We start from the raw sequence: 12,577 nt of genomic DNA on the forward strand, positions 1-12,577 counted from the left end.
CAGTACGGATGGTTCAAGCGCTGCGCTGCCACAGCGCGTAATACACACGACCGGATTTCTGTTCGCGGTGCAGGCGCCAGTTGCCCGGCAGGCCCAGCGTCGATGGCGCTGTTTCGCTTTCCGTGTAGATCCATGAATCGGCCGCCAGCCATTGGCGCTCTTCCAGCAAAGTACAAACCGCTGGTAACAGGTTCTGGTTGAACGGCGGGTCGAGGAACACCAGATCGAACGGCGTCGCGGCCTGGGTTTCCAGGTAGCGCAGCGCGTCGGCGGTTTGCACCTGGCCGTTGCTGCAACGCAAGGTGCCGAGGTGCTCTTTCAGGCTGGAAACTGCAACGTTGCTGGCGTCCAGCGCCTGGGCCGTGGCCGCGCCTCGGGACAGCGCTTCGAGAAACAGCGCGCCGCTGCCAGCGAACGGGTCGAGCACTTTCGCCCCTTCGACATAGGGCGCGAGCCAGTTGAACAGGGTTTCACGCACGCGATCCGGGGTCGGGCGCAGGCCCGGTGCGTCGGGGAAGCTCAGCTTGCGGCTGCGCCACTGGCCGCCAATGATGCGCAGCTGATTGACGCCGTTGTGCACGTTTTGCACAGGTTTTTTCGGTGCTCGAGTGGCCATTAATGCTCCGGAACCCCGAGCGGTTGCTCGGCAGGTTTATCAGATGGGGCCGGTAACGGCTTTTGCGGCACGGTCGGGCCAGCGGTGACGATGACCATTTTCTCCGTGCTCAGGTGTTTGTTCAGCGCAGCGCGGACCTGCTCTACGGTCAGGCTCTGCGACTGACGCATGAAATCGTCGAGATAGCTCAGCGGCAGATTATAGAAGCCCATCGCGCCGAGCTGACCAACGATGTCGGCGTTGCTCGCGGTGGACAGCGGGAAGCTGCCGGCCAGTTCGCGCTTGGCATCGTCGAGTTCTTTCTGTGTCGGCCCGGTTTTCAGGTAGTCGGCGAGCACGTCCTGCACCAGTTTCAGGGTGCCTTCGCTCATCTCGGCGCGGGTCTGCAGGTTGATCATGAACGGCCCACGGGCCTGCATCGGGCTGAACGCCGAATACACGCCGTAAGTCAGGCCGCGCTTCTCGCGCACTTCGCTCATCAGGCGCGTTCCGAAACCACCGCCGCCGAGGATCTGGTTGCCCAGCGACAGCGCGGCGTAATCCGGATCATCGCGATCGATGCCCAGTTGCGCGAGCATCAGGTTGGTCTGTTTCGACGGAAACTCGATGTGGTTGACGCTGGCTTGCGGTTCCTGCGGCGCGGCGATTTTCGCCAGTGCCGGGCCTTTCGGCAGGGACGAGGAAACCTGATTGGCAATCGCCTCGGCTTCGGCTCGCGACAAATCACCAACCAGCGCAATCACCGCATTGCCGGCGGCGTAGGCCTTGGCATGAAACTCGCGCAATTGCGCCAGGGTGATCTTCGGCACGCTCTGGGCAGTGCCATCGCTGGAATGCGCGTACGGGTGATCGCCGTACAGACGCTTCATCAGCTCCAGGCTGGCGAGTTTGCCGGGGTTCTGTTTCTGGTATTCGAAACCGGCGAGCAGCTGGTTCTTGATGCGCGCGAAGGAATCGGCGGGGAAGGTCGGTTTGCCGACCACATCGGCGAACAGCTTCAACGCCGGTTCACGCTGCTCAGGTGCGCTCAGGCTGCGCAACGAGGCCAGCGCCATGTCCTTGAACGCACCGTTGCCGAAGTCGGCCCCGAGACCTTCAAAGCCCTGGGCGATGGCGCCGACGTCTTTGCCGGCGATGCCTTCGTTGAGCATGGCGTTGGTCAGCACTGCGAGGCCGGGGACGTTGCCATCCTGGCTGCTGCCAGCGGCGAAGATCAGGCGCATGTCGAACATCGGCAGCTCATGCGCTTCGACGAACAGCACTTTGGCGCCTTCAGCGGTGTTCCAGGTCTGCACATCGAGCTTGCGGCTGGCCGGGGCCTTGCCGTCGAGTTCGGCCAGCGATTGCAGTTTCTGGCTGGACTTGGCGTTATCCAAGGCTTCGCTGGCGTGGCTGTCAGCGCCGGGCGACAGATACACAGCCGCCGAGCCGATCACCGCGACAGCAATCAGGCCAAGCAGCATCAGGCGTGGGGTTTTGCGCTCACTCATGAGTCGTCTCCAAAGGCAGGACGTGGGCGACGCTGAGACGTTCGCGGGTGAAATACTTTTTCGCGGCGTTCTGGATGTCTTGCGGGGTCACGCTTTCCAGATCGGCCAGTTCGGTGTCCATCAGCTTCCACGACAGACCGACCGTTTCCAGTTGACCGATCGCGGTGGCCTGGCTGGTGATCGAGTCACGCTCGTAGACCAGGCCGGCGATGACTTGAGCGCGGACGCGTTCCAGCTCTTCGGCAGACGGCGCGGTGGTTTTCAGTTGCTCAAGCAGTTTCCACAAGCCGGCTTCGGCCTGGGCGATGGTCTTTTTCTTCTGCGTATTTGGCGTGGCCGACAGGGTGAACAGGCTGTCACCACGGGTGTAGGCGTCATAGTCCGACGAGCCGCCGGAGACCAGCTCTTCGCCACGTTCCAGCTGCGTAGGGATGCGCCCGCTGTAGCCGCCATCGAGCAGCGCGGAGATCAGGCGCAGGGCGTTGACCGAGCGTTTGTCTTCAGCGGTAGCAATGCTCGGCACGTTGAAGCCAAGCATCAGGCTCGGCAGTTGGGTCTGCACGCGCAGGGTGATCTGGCGTTCGCCGGGCTCGGCCAGTTCCAGCGGTTTTTTCGCCGGTGGCACGTCGCGTTTGGCGACCGGGCCGAAGTAGCGCTGGGCGAGGGTTTTCACTTCGTCCGGAGTGACGTCACCGACCACCACCAGCGTGGCGTTGTTCGGCGCGTACCAGGATTGGTACCAGTGACGCAGTTCCTCGACTTTCATGCGGTCCAGGTCAGCCATCCAGCCGATGGTCGGCGTGTGGTAACCGCTGGCCGGGTAGGCCATGGCCTTGTAGCGCTCGTAGGCCTTGGACATCGGCTTGTCATCGGTGCGCAGGCGGCGCTCTTCCTTGATGACTTCGATTTCCTTGGCGAACTCGTCGGCCGGCAGGCGCAGATTGGCCATGCGGTCTGCTTCCAGCTCAAACGCCACGCCGAGGCGGTCACGGGCCAGCACCTGGTAATAAGCAGTGAAGTCGTCGCTGGTGAACGCGTTCTCTTCGGCGCCGAGGTCGCGCAGGATCAGCGAAGCTTCGCCGGGACCGACTTTTTCGCTGCCCTTGAACATCATGTGCTCGAGCGCGTGGGACAGACCGGTCTGGCCCGGAGTCTCGTAGCTGGAGCCGACCTTGTACCAGATCTGCGAAACGACCACCGGCGCACGATGGTCTTCGCGCACGACGACCTTGAGGCCGTTGTCGAGGGTGAATTCATGGGTCGGTTGCGGGTCGGCCGCCAGGGCCGAAAGGGGCAGGCAGACTGCGCTGAGCAGCAGGCCAGCAGCGCGGCGGGCTAGAGCATTCATTCGTTTTTCAACCTGTTGGGCTGCCCGCTTGGTCTTAGCGTCGGCGGGCGAGAGGTAGGGCGTGTCATTGATCATTACCAGTACCGCGCCGGCGCCTGATAGTGTGCAGGGCAAGGCGCGAGGAGTGTGGTTTGGTTGTTCCAAATAAACTCCGAGCAACGCAGCCCTGCACACTATCAGGCCCGGCCCTCCGGGTGGCGCCTGAAAACGGGCCATACTGCGTTGCAGTCCTTGGCAAGGAAAGCACATTCCCTGCGGCCTGCGCCTTGTCTGGCCCGTTTTCAGGCGGCCACGCGGTACTGGTAATGATCAATGACACGCCCTAGGATACTGATCCGTTTTACTGGCGGCCACGCCTATCAGGCTTCAGGGTTTGATAAGGCTGTATAGGTTCGCGGCGAAAAGCTGTGTTTTTCCCACTAAACTCCGCGTTTTCGCCGATCTTTGCCGGTTTAGATCAACGTTAATACGATCCTTGAGGTGCCTTCGGTGCCTCGACAAAATGTTGCGCGTGAACAAGCTGGGTGAAACACAGTCTGTTCTGCATCGAATATTTATTTGCCGGGGCGCCCTGTTGGCGCGTCGCTACCGTGAGATAGCCGTCCTCCATGTTTGGTTCCAACGACGACAAGAAGAGCCCAGCTGCGGCTGGCGAGAAGAAAAGCCTGTTCGGATGGCTGCGGAAAAAACCGCAGGAACCCGTCGTCGAACAGCCGCCCGCGATTCCTGAACCGGCCCCGGCGCCAGCTCCTGTAATAGAAGAAGAGCCGGCGCCGATTGTGCTGCCGATCGCCGAGCCGGTGCTGCAACCGGAGGCTGAAGCCGAGCCGGAAGCGCCCGCCGCTGCCGAGTTGCCGCTGACGCCCGCCGCCGAGCCGTGGCTGACCTTGCCGGTGGCAGAAGAGCCGGTCGCGCTGGTTGAAGAAGCAGCGCCGCATGTGACGCCAGTGATTCCTGCGCCGGTTGCCGAGGTGGCTACGCAGCCTGTGCCTGAGCCGGTTGTCGAGCCAGCGCCGGTCATTTCTGAACCAGCCGCCCCGGTTGTTCCGCCGTCCGAGCCTGAGCCCGCACCGATTGCCGCTGCGCCAGTTGTCGCTCCGGTCGTACCGGTCGAAGCACCTGTAGAAACGCCCGTCGAAACCCCGCGCACCGAAGAAACCAAAGCCGGTTTCTTCGCCCGCCTCAAGCAAGGCCTGTCGAAGACCAGCGCCAGCATCGGCGAGGGCATGGCCAGCCTGTTCCTCGGGCGCAAAACCATCGACGACGATCTGCTCGACGACCTCGAAACCCGTCTGCTCACCGCCGACGTGGGTGTTGAAGCCACCACGCAGATCATTCAGCGCCTGACCCAGAAGGTCGCACGCAAGGAACTGGCAGACGCCGACGCCCTGTACAAATCCCTGCAGGCCGAACTGGCCGCAATGCTCAAACCGGTCGAACAACCGCTGAAAATCGCCTCGCAGAACAAACCGTTCGTGATTCTGGTGGTCGGCGTCAACGGCGCCGGCAAAACCACCACCATCGGCAAACTGGCGAAGAAGCTGCAACTGGAAGGCAAGAAAGTCATGCTCGCCGCTGGTGACACCTTCCGTGCTGCGGCGGTAGAGCAATTGCAGGTCTGGGGCGAGCGCAACAAGATTCCGGTGATCGCTCAGCACACCGGCGCCGATTCCGCTTCGGTGATCTTCGACGCCGTGCAAGCGGCCAAGGCCCGTGGCATCGACGTGCTGATCGCTGATACCGCCGGTCGCCTGCACACCAAAGACAACCTGATGGAAGAGCTGAAAAAGGTTCGCCGGGTGATCGGCAAGCTCGACGCCGACGCGCCGCATGAAGTGCTGTTGGTGCTCGACGCCGGCACTGGCCAGAACGCGATCAACCAGGCCAAGCAGTTCAACCAGACCGTCGAACTGACCGGCCTGGCCCTGACCAAGCTCGATGGCACTGCCAAGGGCGGGGTGATTTTCGCCCTGGCCAAGCAATTCGGCCTGCCGATCCGCTACATCGGCGTCGGTGAAGGCATCGACGATTTGCGTACCTTTGAAGCCGAACCCTTTGTCCAGGCACTGTTTGCCGAGCGGGAGCGTTCATGATTCGTTTCGAACAGGTCGGTAAACGCTACCCGAACGGTCACGTCGGCTTGCATGAGCTGAGCTTTCGAGTCCGTCGTGGCGAGTTCTTGTTTGTCACCGGCCACTCCGGTGCCGGTAAATCCACGCTGTTGCGCCTGTTGCTGGCAATGGAACGGCCGACCAGCGGCAAATTGCTGCTCGCCGGGCAAGACCTGAGCACTATCAGCAATGCGCAGATTCCGTTTCTGCGCCGACAGATCGGCGTGGTGTTCCAGAATCACCAGTTGCTGTTCGATCGCACGGTGTTCAACAACGTCGCCTTGCCGCTGCAGATCCTCGGCCTGTCCAAGGTCGAGATCGCCAAGCGCGTCGATTCGGCGCTGGAGCGCGTGGCGCTGTCGGACAAATCCGATCTGTACCCGGGCGACCTGTCCACCGGTCAGCAACAGCGCGTCGGCATTGCCCGCGCCATCGTCCATCGCCCGGCCTTGCTGCTGGCGGACGAACCGACCGGTAACCTCGACCCGCGTCTGGCGGCGGAGATCATGGGCGTGTTCGAAGACATCAACCGTTTGGGCACCAGCGTGCTGATCGCCAGTCACGACCTGGCACTGATCGCGCGCATGCGTCATCGCATGCTGACCCTGCAACGCGGCCGCCTGATCGGCGACGGGGAGGCCGGGGTATGAGTGCGACACGCAGTCCGAAGGTATCCGAGCGCGTGGCCCCGAAGGCCGCCGATCCGCATCCGCAGAAAAAGAAAAAGCACGACGATGACGACGGCCCGGACTTCGCCACGCTGTTTCGCGCCTGGATCGAAAGCCATCGCGCCAGCCTGCTCGACAGTCTGCGCCGTCTCGGCAAACAGCCGATCGGCAGCTTCTTCACCTGCATGGTGATGGCCGTGGCGTTGAGTCTGCCGATGGGGCTGTCGCTGTTGCTCAATAATGTCGAACGTCTCGGCGGTTCCTGGCAGCGCGCGGCGCAGATTTCACTGTACTTGCAACTCGACGCCAGCCCGGAACAAGGCGAAGCGCTGCGTGAGCAGATCAAAGGCATGCCGGGCGTCGCTGATGCCGAATATGTCGGCCGCGATCAGGCGCTGGAAGAATTCCAGCAGCAGTCCGGCCTGGGCGAGGCCCTGCGTGAGCTGCCTGACAACCCTTTGCCGGGTGTGGTGCTGGTGACACCGAACGAAGTCGACAAGCCGACACTCGAAGCATTAAGACAAAAACTTTCCGAGCTGCCGAAGGTACAACAGGCGCAACTTGATCTAGTCTGGGTCGAGCGTCTGGCCGCCATCCTCAAGCTTGGCGACCGATTTGTCTTCGGTCTGACGGTGTTGTTGGTGTCTGCATTACTTTTGGTGATAGGCAATACCATTCGTCTTCATATTGAAAACCGCCGCACCGAGATAGAAGTGATTAAACTCGTCGGCGGCACTGACAGTTATGTGCGCCGCCCTTTCCTTTATATGGGCGCGTTGTATGGCTTCGGTGCAGGGCTGTTGTCCTGGGGCGTATTGGCGTTCGGCCTCAACTGGCTGAACGATGCGGTGGTCGGACTGGCCGGCTTGTACGGCAGTGATTTCGCCCTGGCCGGTGTGCCAGTGGCCGACGGTCTGTCGCTCTTGCTTGGCGCGGTGCTGTTGGGTTATATCGGTGCATGGATTGCAGTCGCACGTCATCTCAGGGAGCTGGCGCCGAAGTAGAATCTTTTTTGCGCGTGATTGACCTTGCGGTTTTTATGGGAACTTGTACCTGAGTTCCCGGTCAATTTTTCGCAGTGCCGAGAGGCACGAGTATGTGAGTGGGAGGTTTTTTCGTATGACCAATTCTTTGCAACCTGCGTATGCGTTGGTTCCGGGTGCGAACCTGGAAGCCTACGTGCACACCGTCAACAGCATTCCATTGCTGACGCCGGAGCAGGAGCGTGAACTGGCCGAGAGTCTCTACTATGAGCAGGATTTGGGGGCGGCTCGGCAGATGGTGCTCGCCCACCTGCGTTTTGTCGTACACATTGCCCGTAGCTATTCCGGCTACGGTCTGGCTCAGGCTGACCTGATCCAGGAAGGCAACGTCGGCCTGATGAAGGCCGTCAAGCGCTTCAACCCGGAGATGGGCGTGCGTCTGGTGTCGTTCGCCGTGCACTGGATCAAGGCGGAAATTCACGAGTTCATCCTGCGCAACTGGCGCATTGTGAAAGTCGCGACCACCAAGGCCCAGCGCAAGCTGTTCTTCAACCTGCGCAGCCAGAAGAAGCGTCTGGCGTGGCTGAACAACGAGGAAGTCCACCGTGTGGCGGAAAGCCTCGGCGTCGAACCACGTGAAGTGCGCGAGATGGAAAGCCGCCTGACCGGCCATGACATGGCCTTCGACCCGGCTGCCGAAGCCGACGACGACAGTGCTTTCCAGTCTCCGGCCAACTACCTGGAAGACCACCGGTACGACCCGGCGCGTCAACTGGAAGATGCCGACTGGAGCGACAACTCCAACACCAACCTGCACGAAGCACTGGAAGTGCTGGACGAGCGCAGCCGTGACATCCTCTACCAGCGCTGGCTGGCGGAAGAGAAAGCCACGCTGCACGATCTGGCGCAGAAGTACAACGTGTCGGCCGAGCGAATCCGTCAGCTCGAAAAGAGCGCGATGAACAAGCTCAAGTTGTCGATCGCCGCTTAACTGGCGAATCCGCAATAAAAAACGCCCCGATCAGCGATGATCGGGGCGTTTTCATTTCTGTTTCAACACAAATCCCTGTGGGAGCGAGCCCGCTCGCGAAAGCGGTTTATCAGTACCATCAATGCAAGCTGACACACCGCTTTCGCGAGCAGGCTCGCTCCCACATTGGAATTTCGGTGTTATTCAGCCCAAGGCGCCCGCCGCGAATCGTTCAGCCCGAGCAAGTAACTGTCTCCGCCCAACTGACTCATCTGCTGCCGAATCCACCCAGCCCGGCGCGATACATAACCGGTCGGATGACTCGCGCTCCACACCCGTGGATTGGGCAGTACGGCAGCCAGATAACTCGCCTGCTGGCGCGACAACGACTTTGCGCTCACACCAAAGTGATGGCGGGCCGCCGCTTCAGCGCCAAATACGCCGTCATCCCACTCGACGCTGTTCAGGTACACCTCGAGAATTCGCTGCTTGGGCCAGAACACCTCGATCAGCGCGGTAAACCACGCCTCCAGGCCTTTGCGCAGATAACTGCGGCCCGACCACAGAAAGAGGTTTTTCGACACCTGTTGGCTCAAGGTGCTGGCACCGCGAATCGAACCGCCCAGTTCGTTGTGGGCCAGAGCAGCCTGAATCGCGCGCAGATCGAAACCCCAGTGCTCAGGGAATTTCTGGTCTTCGCCGGCAATCACCGCCACTTTCAGGTCATCGGAGATCTCGTTCCACGGTTTCCAGGTGCGCTGCAGGTCAATCGGCTCGCCGTCGACCCAGGATTCGACCTTGCGCTCGACCATCAACGCCGTGCCCGGCGGTGGCACAAAGCGAAACACCAGCACCAGCAAGACACTGCCGCCGGCGAACCAGAGCAGGGCCTTCGTGAGACGACGGAAAATTGAACGCAGCATAGAGATGGCTTGGCCGAACCCGTGGAGCGGGCCATTATACAGACCCTGCCGATGGCGTCTGACTGGAGTTCCCCATGCTGCGTGGCTTTTTGATGCTGGCCGCTTTTTTCGGATTCACCGGTGTTGCGCTGGGCGCGTTTGCCGCCCACGGCCTGAAAAACCGCCTGACGCCGGAATACCTGACGATCTTCCACACTGGCGTCACCTACCAACTGGTGCACACGCTCGCACTGTTCGGCGTTGCGCTGCTGGCCACGCAGATTCCAGGGCGGCTGGTCACTTGGGCCGGCGTGTCCTTCACCGTCGGCATTGTGTTGTTCTCCGGCAGCCTGTATCTGCTGACCACCACCGGCATCAGCAAGCTCGGCATCATTACCCCTTTTGGTGGCCTCGCGTTTCTCATCGGTTGGGTTTGCCTCGGCCTCGCCGCCTGGCGCTTGCAGCTAACCGCTTGACGCTTGGTACTGACCTTTAGGTCATGATCGGGCTAGAATGCCAGCCCCTAAAAATGATGGCGGCGTTGTGCATGCGCATTCAGTTGAACGGTGAGTCCTTTGAACTGCCCGACGGTGAAACCGTTGCGGACCTGATCACCCGTCTGGATCTGACCGGACGTCGGGTGGCGGTCGAGCTCAATCTGGACATCGTCCCGCGCAGCCAGCATGCCGACACCACGTTGAACGACGGCGACAACGTCGAAGTGGTCCACGCCATCGGCGGCGGCTGATTGTCCCGGCCCGCAAGGGCACAGAATTCTGCAAGACCCTCACCCTTAAAGAGGATTCCCCATGAGCATCGTTCGTAGCGACAAGCCTTTTGTGCTGGCCGGTCGTACTTACCAGTCGCGTTTGCTGGTCGGTACCGGCAAGTACCGTGACATGGAAGAAACCCGCCAGGCCATCGAAGCCTCGGGTGCCGAAATCGTCACCTTCGCCGTGCGCCGCACCAACCTGGGCCAGATCGAAGGCGAGCCGAACCTGCTCGAAGTGCTGTCGCCGGATCGCTACACCTTCCTGCCGAACACCGCCGGTTGCTACGACGCTATCGAAGCCGTGCGCACCTGCCGCTTGGCGCGTGAGCTGCTCGATGGCCACAATCTGGTGAAGCTGGAAGTGCTGGCCGACCAGAAAACCCTGTTCCCCAACGTGATCGAAACCCTCAAGGCCGCCGAAACCCTGGTCAAGGAAGGCTTCGACGTGATGGTCTACACCAGCGATGACCCGATCATCGCCCGGCAACTGGCGGAAATCGGCTGCATCGCCGTGATGCCGCTGGCCGGTCTGATCGGCTCCGGTCTGGGTATCTGCAATCCGTACAACCTGCAGATCATCCTCGAAGAAGCCAGGATCCCGGTGCTGGTGGATGCGGGTGTCGGTACCGCTTCCGACGCGACCATCGCCATGGAACTGGGTTGCGACGCCGTACTGATGAACTCGGCCATCGCCCACGCCCAGCAACCGGTCATGATGGCGCAAGCCATGCAGCACGCCATCGTTGCCGGTCGCCTGGCGTACCTCGCCGGTCGCATGCCGAAAAAACTCTATGCCAGCGCCTCTTCGCCGCTGGATGGTCTGATCAAGTAAGAGCCATTGATGACTGAATCGAACGACACGCCTGTCCAGCCGGACGAAGGCGACGAGCGCCAACACCGCCGCATCAAGAGTTTCGTGATGCGCGCCGGGCGCATGACCGAAGGCCAGCAACGCGGCCTGGATCAGGGCGCGCCGCTGTATGTGCTGCCGCTGGCCGATGCGCCGGTCGATTACGACCAGGTGTTCGGCCGCTCGGCGCCGCGCTCGCTGGAAATCGGTTTCGGCATGGGCCACTCGCTGCTGGAAATGGCCGCTGCTGCTCCAGAGCAGGATTTCATCGGTGTTGAAGTACACCGTCCGGGTGTCGGCGCGCTGCTCAATGGCGTGCTGACCCAAGGGCTGACCAACCTGCGGGTCTACGATTGCGACGCGATCGAAGTGCTCAACCGCTGCATCGCCGACAACAGTCTCGATCGCCTGATGCTGTTTTTCCCGGATCCGTGGCACAAGAGCCGCCACCACAAGCGCCGCATCGTCCAGGCCTCGTTCGCTGAGCTGGTGCGCAGCAAGTTGAAGGTTGGCGGCATTCTGCACATGGCCACCGACTGGGAGCCTTACGCCGAGTACATGCTGGAAGTGATGAACGTCGCCCCGGGGTACCGCAACCTTGCCGAAGACGGCAAATGCGTCCCACGCCCGGCCGAACGCCCGATCACCAAGTTCGAACGCCGTGGCGAACGACTTGGCCATGGCGTGTGGGATCTGAAGTTCGAGAAGATCGCTTAAGCATCACGCAAAAAAAACTGTGGGAGCGAGCCTGCTCGCGAAAGCGGTCTGACGTTCAACGATGATGTTGGATGTCAAGACGCCTTCGCGAGCAGGCTCGCTCCCACAATTGTTTTGTGTATGAGGAGATTACAGGGGGGCAAGAAATCGAGCGGGCACCTGCTCTGTCAACCAGACGCCATTTTCGGCCTGATAGAACTTGAAGCCCTGTTCTTCCATCTGCTTCGCGGCAACCTTCAGAACGACTGGCGTTCCGTAGCGTTGACCCACGGCCGACGCGGTGGCGATTTCGTCGGACAGATGCACCTGATGGCGTTGTCCTGGAATCAGGCCTTGTCTGTGGATCGAGTCGAGAAAACGCGTCGCTGTTCCGTGGTAGAGCGTTTGCGGTGGCTGTTTCTGCTCGAATTGCAGATCAACGCTTTTCGTCGAGTGGCCTTGAACAGCGCGTATACAGTGGCCATCAGCGGAAATCGTAAAACGCTTCTTGTCACTGCTGGTCACGACGTTTTCAATCAGCTCACGACTTAAATGCCTGCCATCACGCGCCGCGCCGCTGATCAGTGCTTCGATATTTGCCCAGCCTTCCGAATTCAGATTCAGTCCGATCGCCTGAGGCTCGTGACGCAACACGAAGCTAAGAAATTTGCTCGTCTCATCCAGTAGTTTTTTACTCATGAACTTCCCTTTCATTGCGATCAACAGTGGGAGCGAGCCTGCTCGCGAAAGCGGTCTGACAATCAACGATGATGTTGGATGTAAAGACGCCTTCGCGAGCAGGCTCGCTCCCAAATTTTGTTTTGGGGTGTTTGCGGGGTCAGCGGCGATCAGCAACCACACCGATCAACACCAGTACCACCAGCAGCACCGGCGCCAGGCTGTAGTTGTTGAACTGGCTCAGGCCTTTGATCACCCATGGCGTGGCGTAGATCAGCGCGGCGCCGCTGCCGATCAGGCAGAGCAGGGCCATCAGGGGCACGCGCAGGGCGCCGGCGATGCTGCCCAGGCGTTGCTCGACCCAGCCTTTGAAGTCAGCGCCGAACAGCACCAGCAGGCAACCGACCAGCGCCAGGGCGATTTCCGAGAGATTGCTGCGGCTCCAGCGGGAGACGGTGGCCAGCAGGTCGAGTATCAAATCCATGCGTTTTCC

The 12,577-nt window shown here is 61.0% G+C and carries 14 protein-coding genes; 8 read left to right on the forward strand and 6 right to left on the reverse strand.

All coding sequences use genetic code 11. The features are described from left to right. Positions 1-13: 13 nt before the first annotated feature. The 3 genes from rsmD to J2Y39_RS17200 are packed head-to-tail and all read right to left on the reverse strand — an operon-like array spanning position 14 to position 3,454. Positions 14-616 (reverse strand): 16S rRNA (guanine(966)-N(2))-methyltransferase RsmD, encoded by a 603-nt coding sequence (rsmD, locus tag J2Y39_RS17190; RefSeq protein WP_041476826.1) that lies wholly within the window; start codon positions 614-616, stop codon positions 14-16. Then, the gene (locus J2Y39_RS17195) at positions 616-2,106 is read right to left on the reverse strand and encodes a pitrilysin family protein (protein WP_310218886.1); all 1,491 of its coding nucleotides are present in this window, start codon (positions 2,104-2,106) and stop codon (positions 616-618) included. Before J2Y39_RS17195 ends, rsmD begins: the two co-directional genes overlap by 1 nt. After that, positions 2,099-3,454 (reverse strand): pitrilysin family protein, encoded by a 1,356-nt coding sequence (locus J2Y39_RS17200; RefSeq protein WP_041476824.1) that lies wholly within the window; start codon positions 3,452-3,454, stop codon positions 2,099-2,101. Before J2Y39_RS17200 ends, J2Y39_RS17195 begins: the two co-directional genes overlap by 8 nt. Positions 3,455-4,062: 608 nt before the next feature. Between J2Y39_RS17200 and ftsY the strand changes: the two genes are divergently transcribed. The 4 genes from ftsY to rpoH all read left to right on the forward strand — a co-directional run bounded on the left by ftsY (position 4,063) and on the right by rpoH (position 8,207). Further along, entirely contained in the window at positions 4,063-5,547 is a 1,485-nt protein-coding gene (gene ftsY / locus J2Y39_RS17205; protein ID WP_310218889.1) for a signal recognition particle-docking protein FtsY, read from the forward strand. After that, the gene (gene ftsE, locus J2Y39_RS17210; RefSeq protein ID WP_016772715.1) at positions 5,544-6,215 is read left to right on the forward strand and encodes a cell division ATP-binding protein FtsE; all 672 of its coding nucleotides are present in this window, start codon (positions 5,544-5,546) and stop codon (positions 6,213-6,215) included. Before ftsY ends, ftsE begins: the two co-directional genes overlap by 4 nt. Further along, entirely contained in the window at positions 6,212-7,237 is a 1,026-nt protein-coding gene (gene ftsX / locus J2Y39_RS17215; RefSeq protein ID WP_310218891.1) for a permease-like cell division protein FtsX, read from the forward strand. Before ftsE ends, ftsX begins: the two co-directional genes overlap by 4 nt. A 115-nt stretch (positions 7,238-7,352) precedes the next feature. After that, the gene (rpoH, locus tag J2Y39_RS17220) at positions 7,353-8,207 is read left to right on the forward strand and encodes an RNA polymerase sigma factor RpoH (protein WP_016772717.1); all 855 of its coding nucleotides are present in this window, start codon (positions 7,353-7,355) and stop codon (positions 8,205-8,207) included. Between the two features lie 179 nt (positions 8,208-8,386). On the opposite strand, the gene mtgA is transcribed toward rpoH, so the two are convergent. Continuing rightward, positions 8,387-9,109 (reverse strand): monofunctional biosynthetic peptidoglycan transglycosylase, encoded by a 723-nt coding sequence (gene mtgA / locus J2Y39_RS17225; protein WP_095181330.1) that lies wholly within the window; start codon positions 9,107-9,109, stop codon positions 8,387-8,389. 74 nt (positions 9,110-9,183) lie between these two features. Between mtgA and J2Y39_RS17230 the strand changes: the two genes are divergently transcribed. The 4 genes from J2Y39_RS17230 to trmB all read left to right on the forward strand — a co-directional run bounded on the left by J2Y39_RS17230 (position 9,184) and on the right by trmB (position 11,427). Beyond that, complete coding sequence (locus tag J2Y39_RS17230; protein ID WP_056786365.1) at positions 9,184-9,564, forward strand: DUF423 domain-containing protein; 381 nt, start codon at positions 9,184-9,186, stop codon at positions 9,562-9,564. Between the two features lie 71 nt (positions 9,565-9,635). Then, positions 9,636-9,836, forward strand: coding sequence for a sulfur carrier protein ThiS (thiS, locus tag J2Y39_RS17235; protein WP_052392133.1), 201 nt, complete (start codon positions 9,636-9,638; stop codon positions 9,834-9,836). A 61-nt stretch (positions 9,837-9,897) separates the two neighbouring features. Then, positions 9,898-10,692: a thiazole synthase gene (locus tag J2Y39_RS17240; RefSeq protein WP_041476820.1), complete on the forward strand. Its 795-nt coding sequence runs from the start codon at positions 9,898-9,900 to the stop codon at positions 10,690-10,692. Between the two features lie 9 nt (positions 10,693-10,701). Then, positions 10,702-11,427, forward strand: a complete 726-nt coding sequence (gene trmB, locus J2Y39_RS17245; RefSeq protein WP_024014663.1) for a tRNA (guanosine(46)-N7)-methyltransferase TrmB — start codon at positions 10,702-10,704, stop codon at positions 11,425-11,427. A 129-nt stretch (positions 11,428-11,556) separates the two neighbouring features. On the opposite strand, the gene J2Y39_RS17250 is transcribed toward trmB, so the two are convergent. After that, positions 11,557-12,105, reverse strand: coding sequence for an RNA 2'-phosphotransferase (locus J2Y39_RS17250; RefSeq protein ID WP_150636923.1), 549 nt, complete (start codon positions 12,103-12,105; stop codon positions 11,557-11,559). 139 nt (positions 12,106-12,244) lie between these two features. Beyond that, complete coding sequence (locus J2Y39_RS17255; protein WP_008083808.1) at positions 12,245-12,568, reverse strand: DUF3392 domain-containing protein; 324 nt, start codon at positions 12,566-12,568, stop codon at positions 12,245-12,247. Positions 12,569-12,577 lie beyond the last annotated feature (9 nt).

The organism is Pseudomonas sp. 2957 (genome assembly GCF_031456345.1).
Classification (GTDB): Bacteria; Pseudomonadota; Gammaproteobacteria; order Pseudomonadales; family Pseudomonadaceae; genus Aquipseudomonas; species Aquipseudomonas siliginis.

Coding starts and splice junctions, on each gene's coding strand:
- rsmD (WP_041476826.1), bottom strand. CDS start 616: ATGGCCACTCGAGCACCGAAAAAACCTGTGCAAAACGTGCACAACGGC.
- J2Y39_RS17195 (WP_310218886.1), bottom strand. CDS start 2,106: ATGAGTGAGCGCAAAACCCCACGCCTGATGCTGCTTGGCCTGATTGCT.
- J2Y39_RS17200 (WP_041476824.1), bottom strand. CDS start 3,454: ATGAATGCTCTAGCCCGCCGCGCTGCTGGCCTGCTGCTCAGCGCAGTC.
- ftsY (WP_310218889.1), top strand. CDS start 4,063: ATGTTTGGTTCCAACGACGACAAGAAGAGCCCAGCTGCGGCTGGCGAG.
- ftsE (WP_016772715.1), top strand. CDS start 5,544: ATGATTCGTTTCGAACAGGTCGGTAAACGCTACCCGAACGGTCACGTC.
- ftsX (WP_310218891.1), top strand. CDS start 6,212: ATGAGTGCGACACGCAGTCCGAAGGTATCCGAGCGCGTGGCCCCGAAG.
- rpoH (WP_016772717.1), top strand. CDS start 7,353: ATGACCAATTCTTTGCAACCTGCGTATGCGTTGGTTCCGGGTGCGAAC.
- mtgA (WP_095181330.1), bottom strand. CDS start 9,109: ATGCTGCGTTCAATTTTCCGTCGTCTCACGAAGGCCCTGCTCTGGTTC.
- J2Y39_RS17230 (WP_056786365.1), top strand. CDS start 9,184: ATGCTGCGTGGCTTTTTGATGCTGGCCGCTTTTTTCGGATTCACCGGT.
- thiS (WP_052392133.1), top strand. CDS start 9,636: ATGCGCATTCAGTTGAACGGTGAGTCCTTTGAACTGCCCGACGGTGAA.
- J2Y39_RS17240 (WP_041476820.1), top strand. CDS start 9,898: ATGAGCATCGTTCGTAGCGACAAGCCTTTTGTGCTGGCCGGTCGTACT.
- trmB (WP_024014663.1), top strand. CDS start 10,702: ATGACTGAATCGAACGACACGCCTGTCCAGCCGGACGAAGGCGACGAG.
- J2Y39_RS17250 (WP_150636923.1), bottom strand. CDS start 12,105: ATGAGTAAAAAACTACTGGATGAGACGAGCAAATTTCTTAGCTTCGTG.
- J2Y39_RS17255 (WP_008083808.1), bottom strand. CDS start 12,568: ATGGATTTGATACTCGACCTGCTGGCCACCGTCTCCCGCTGGAGCCGC.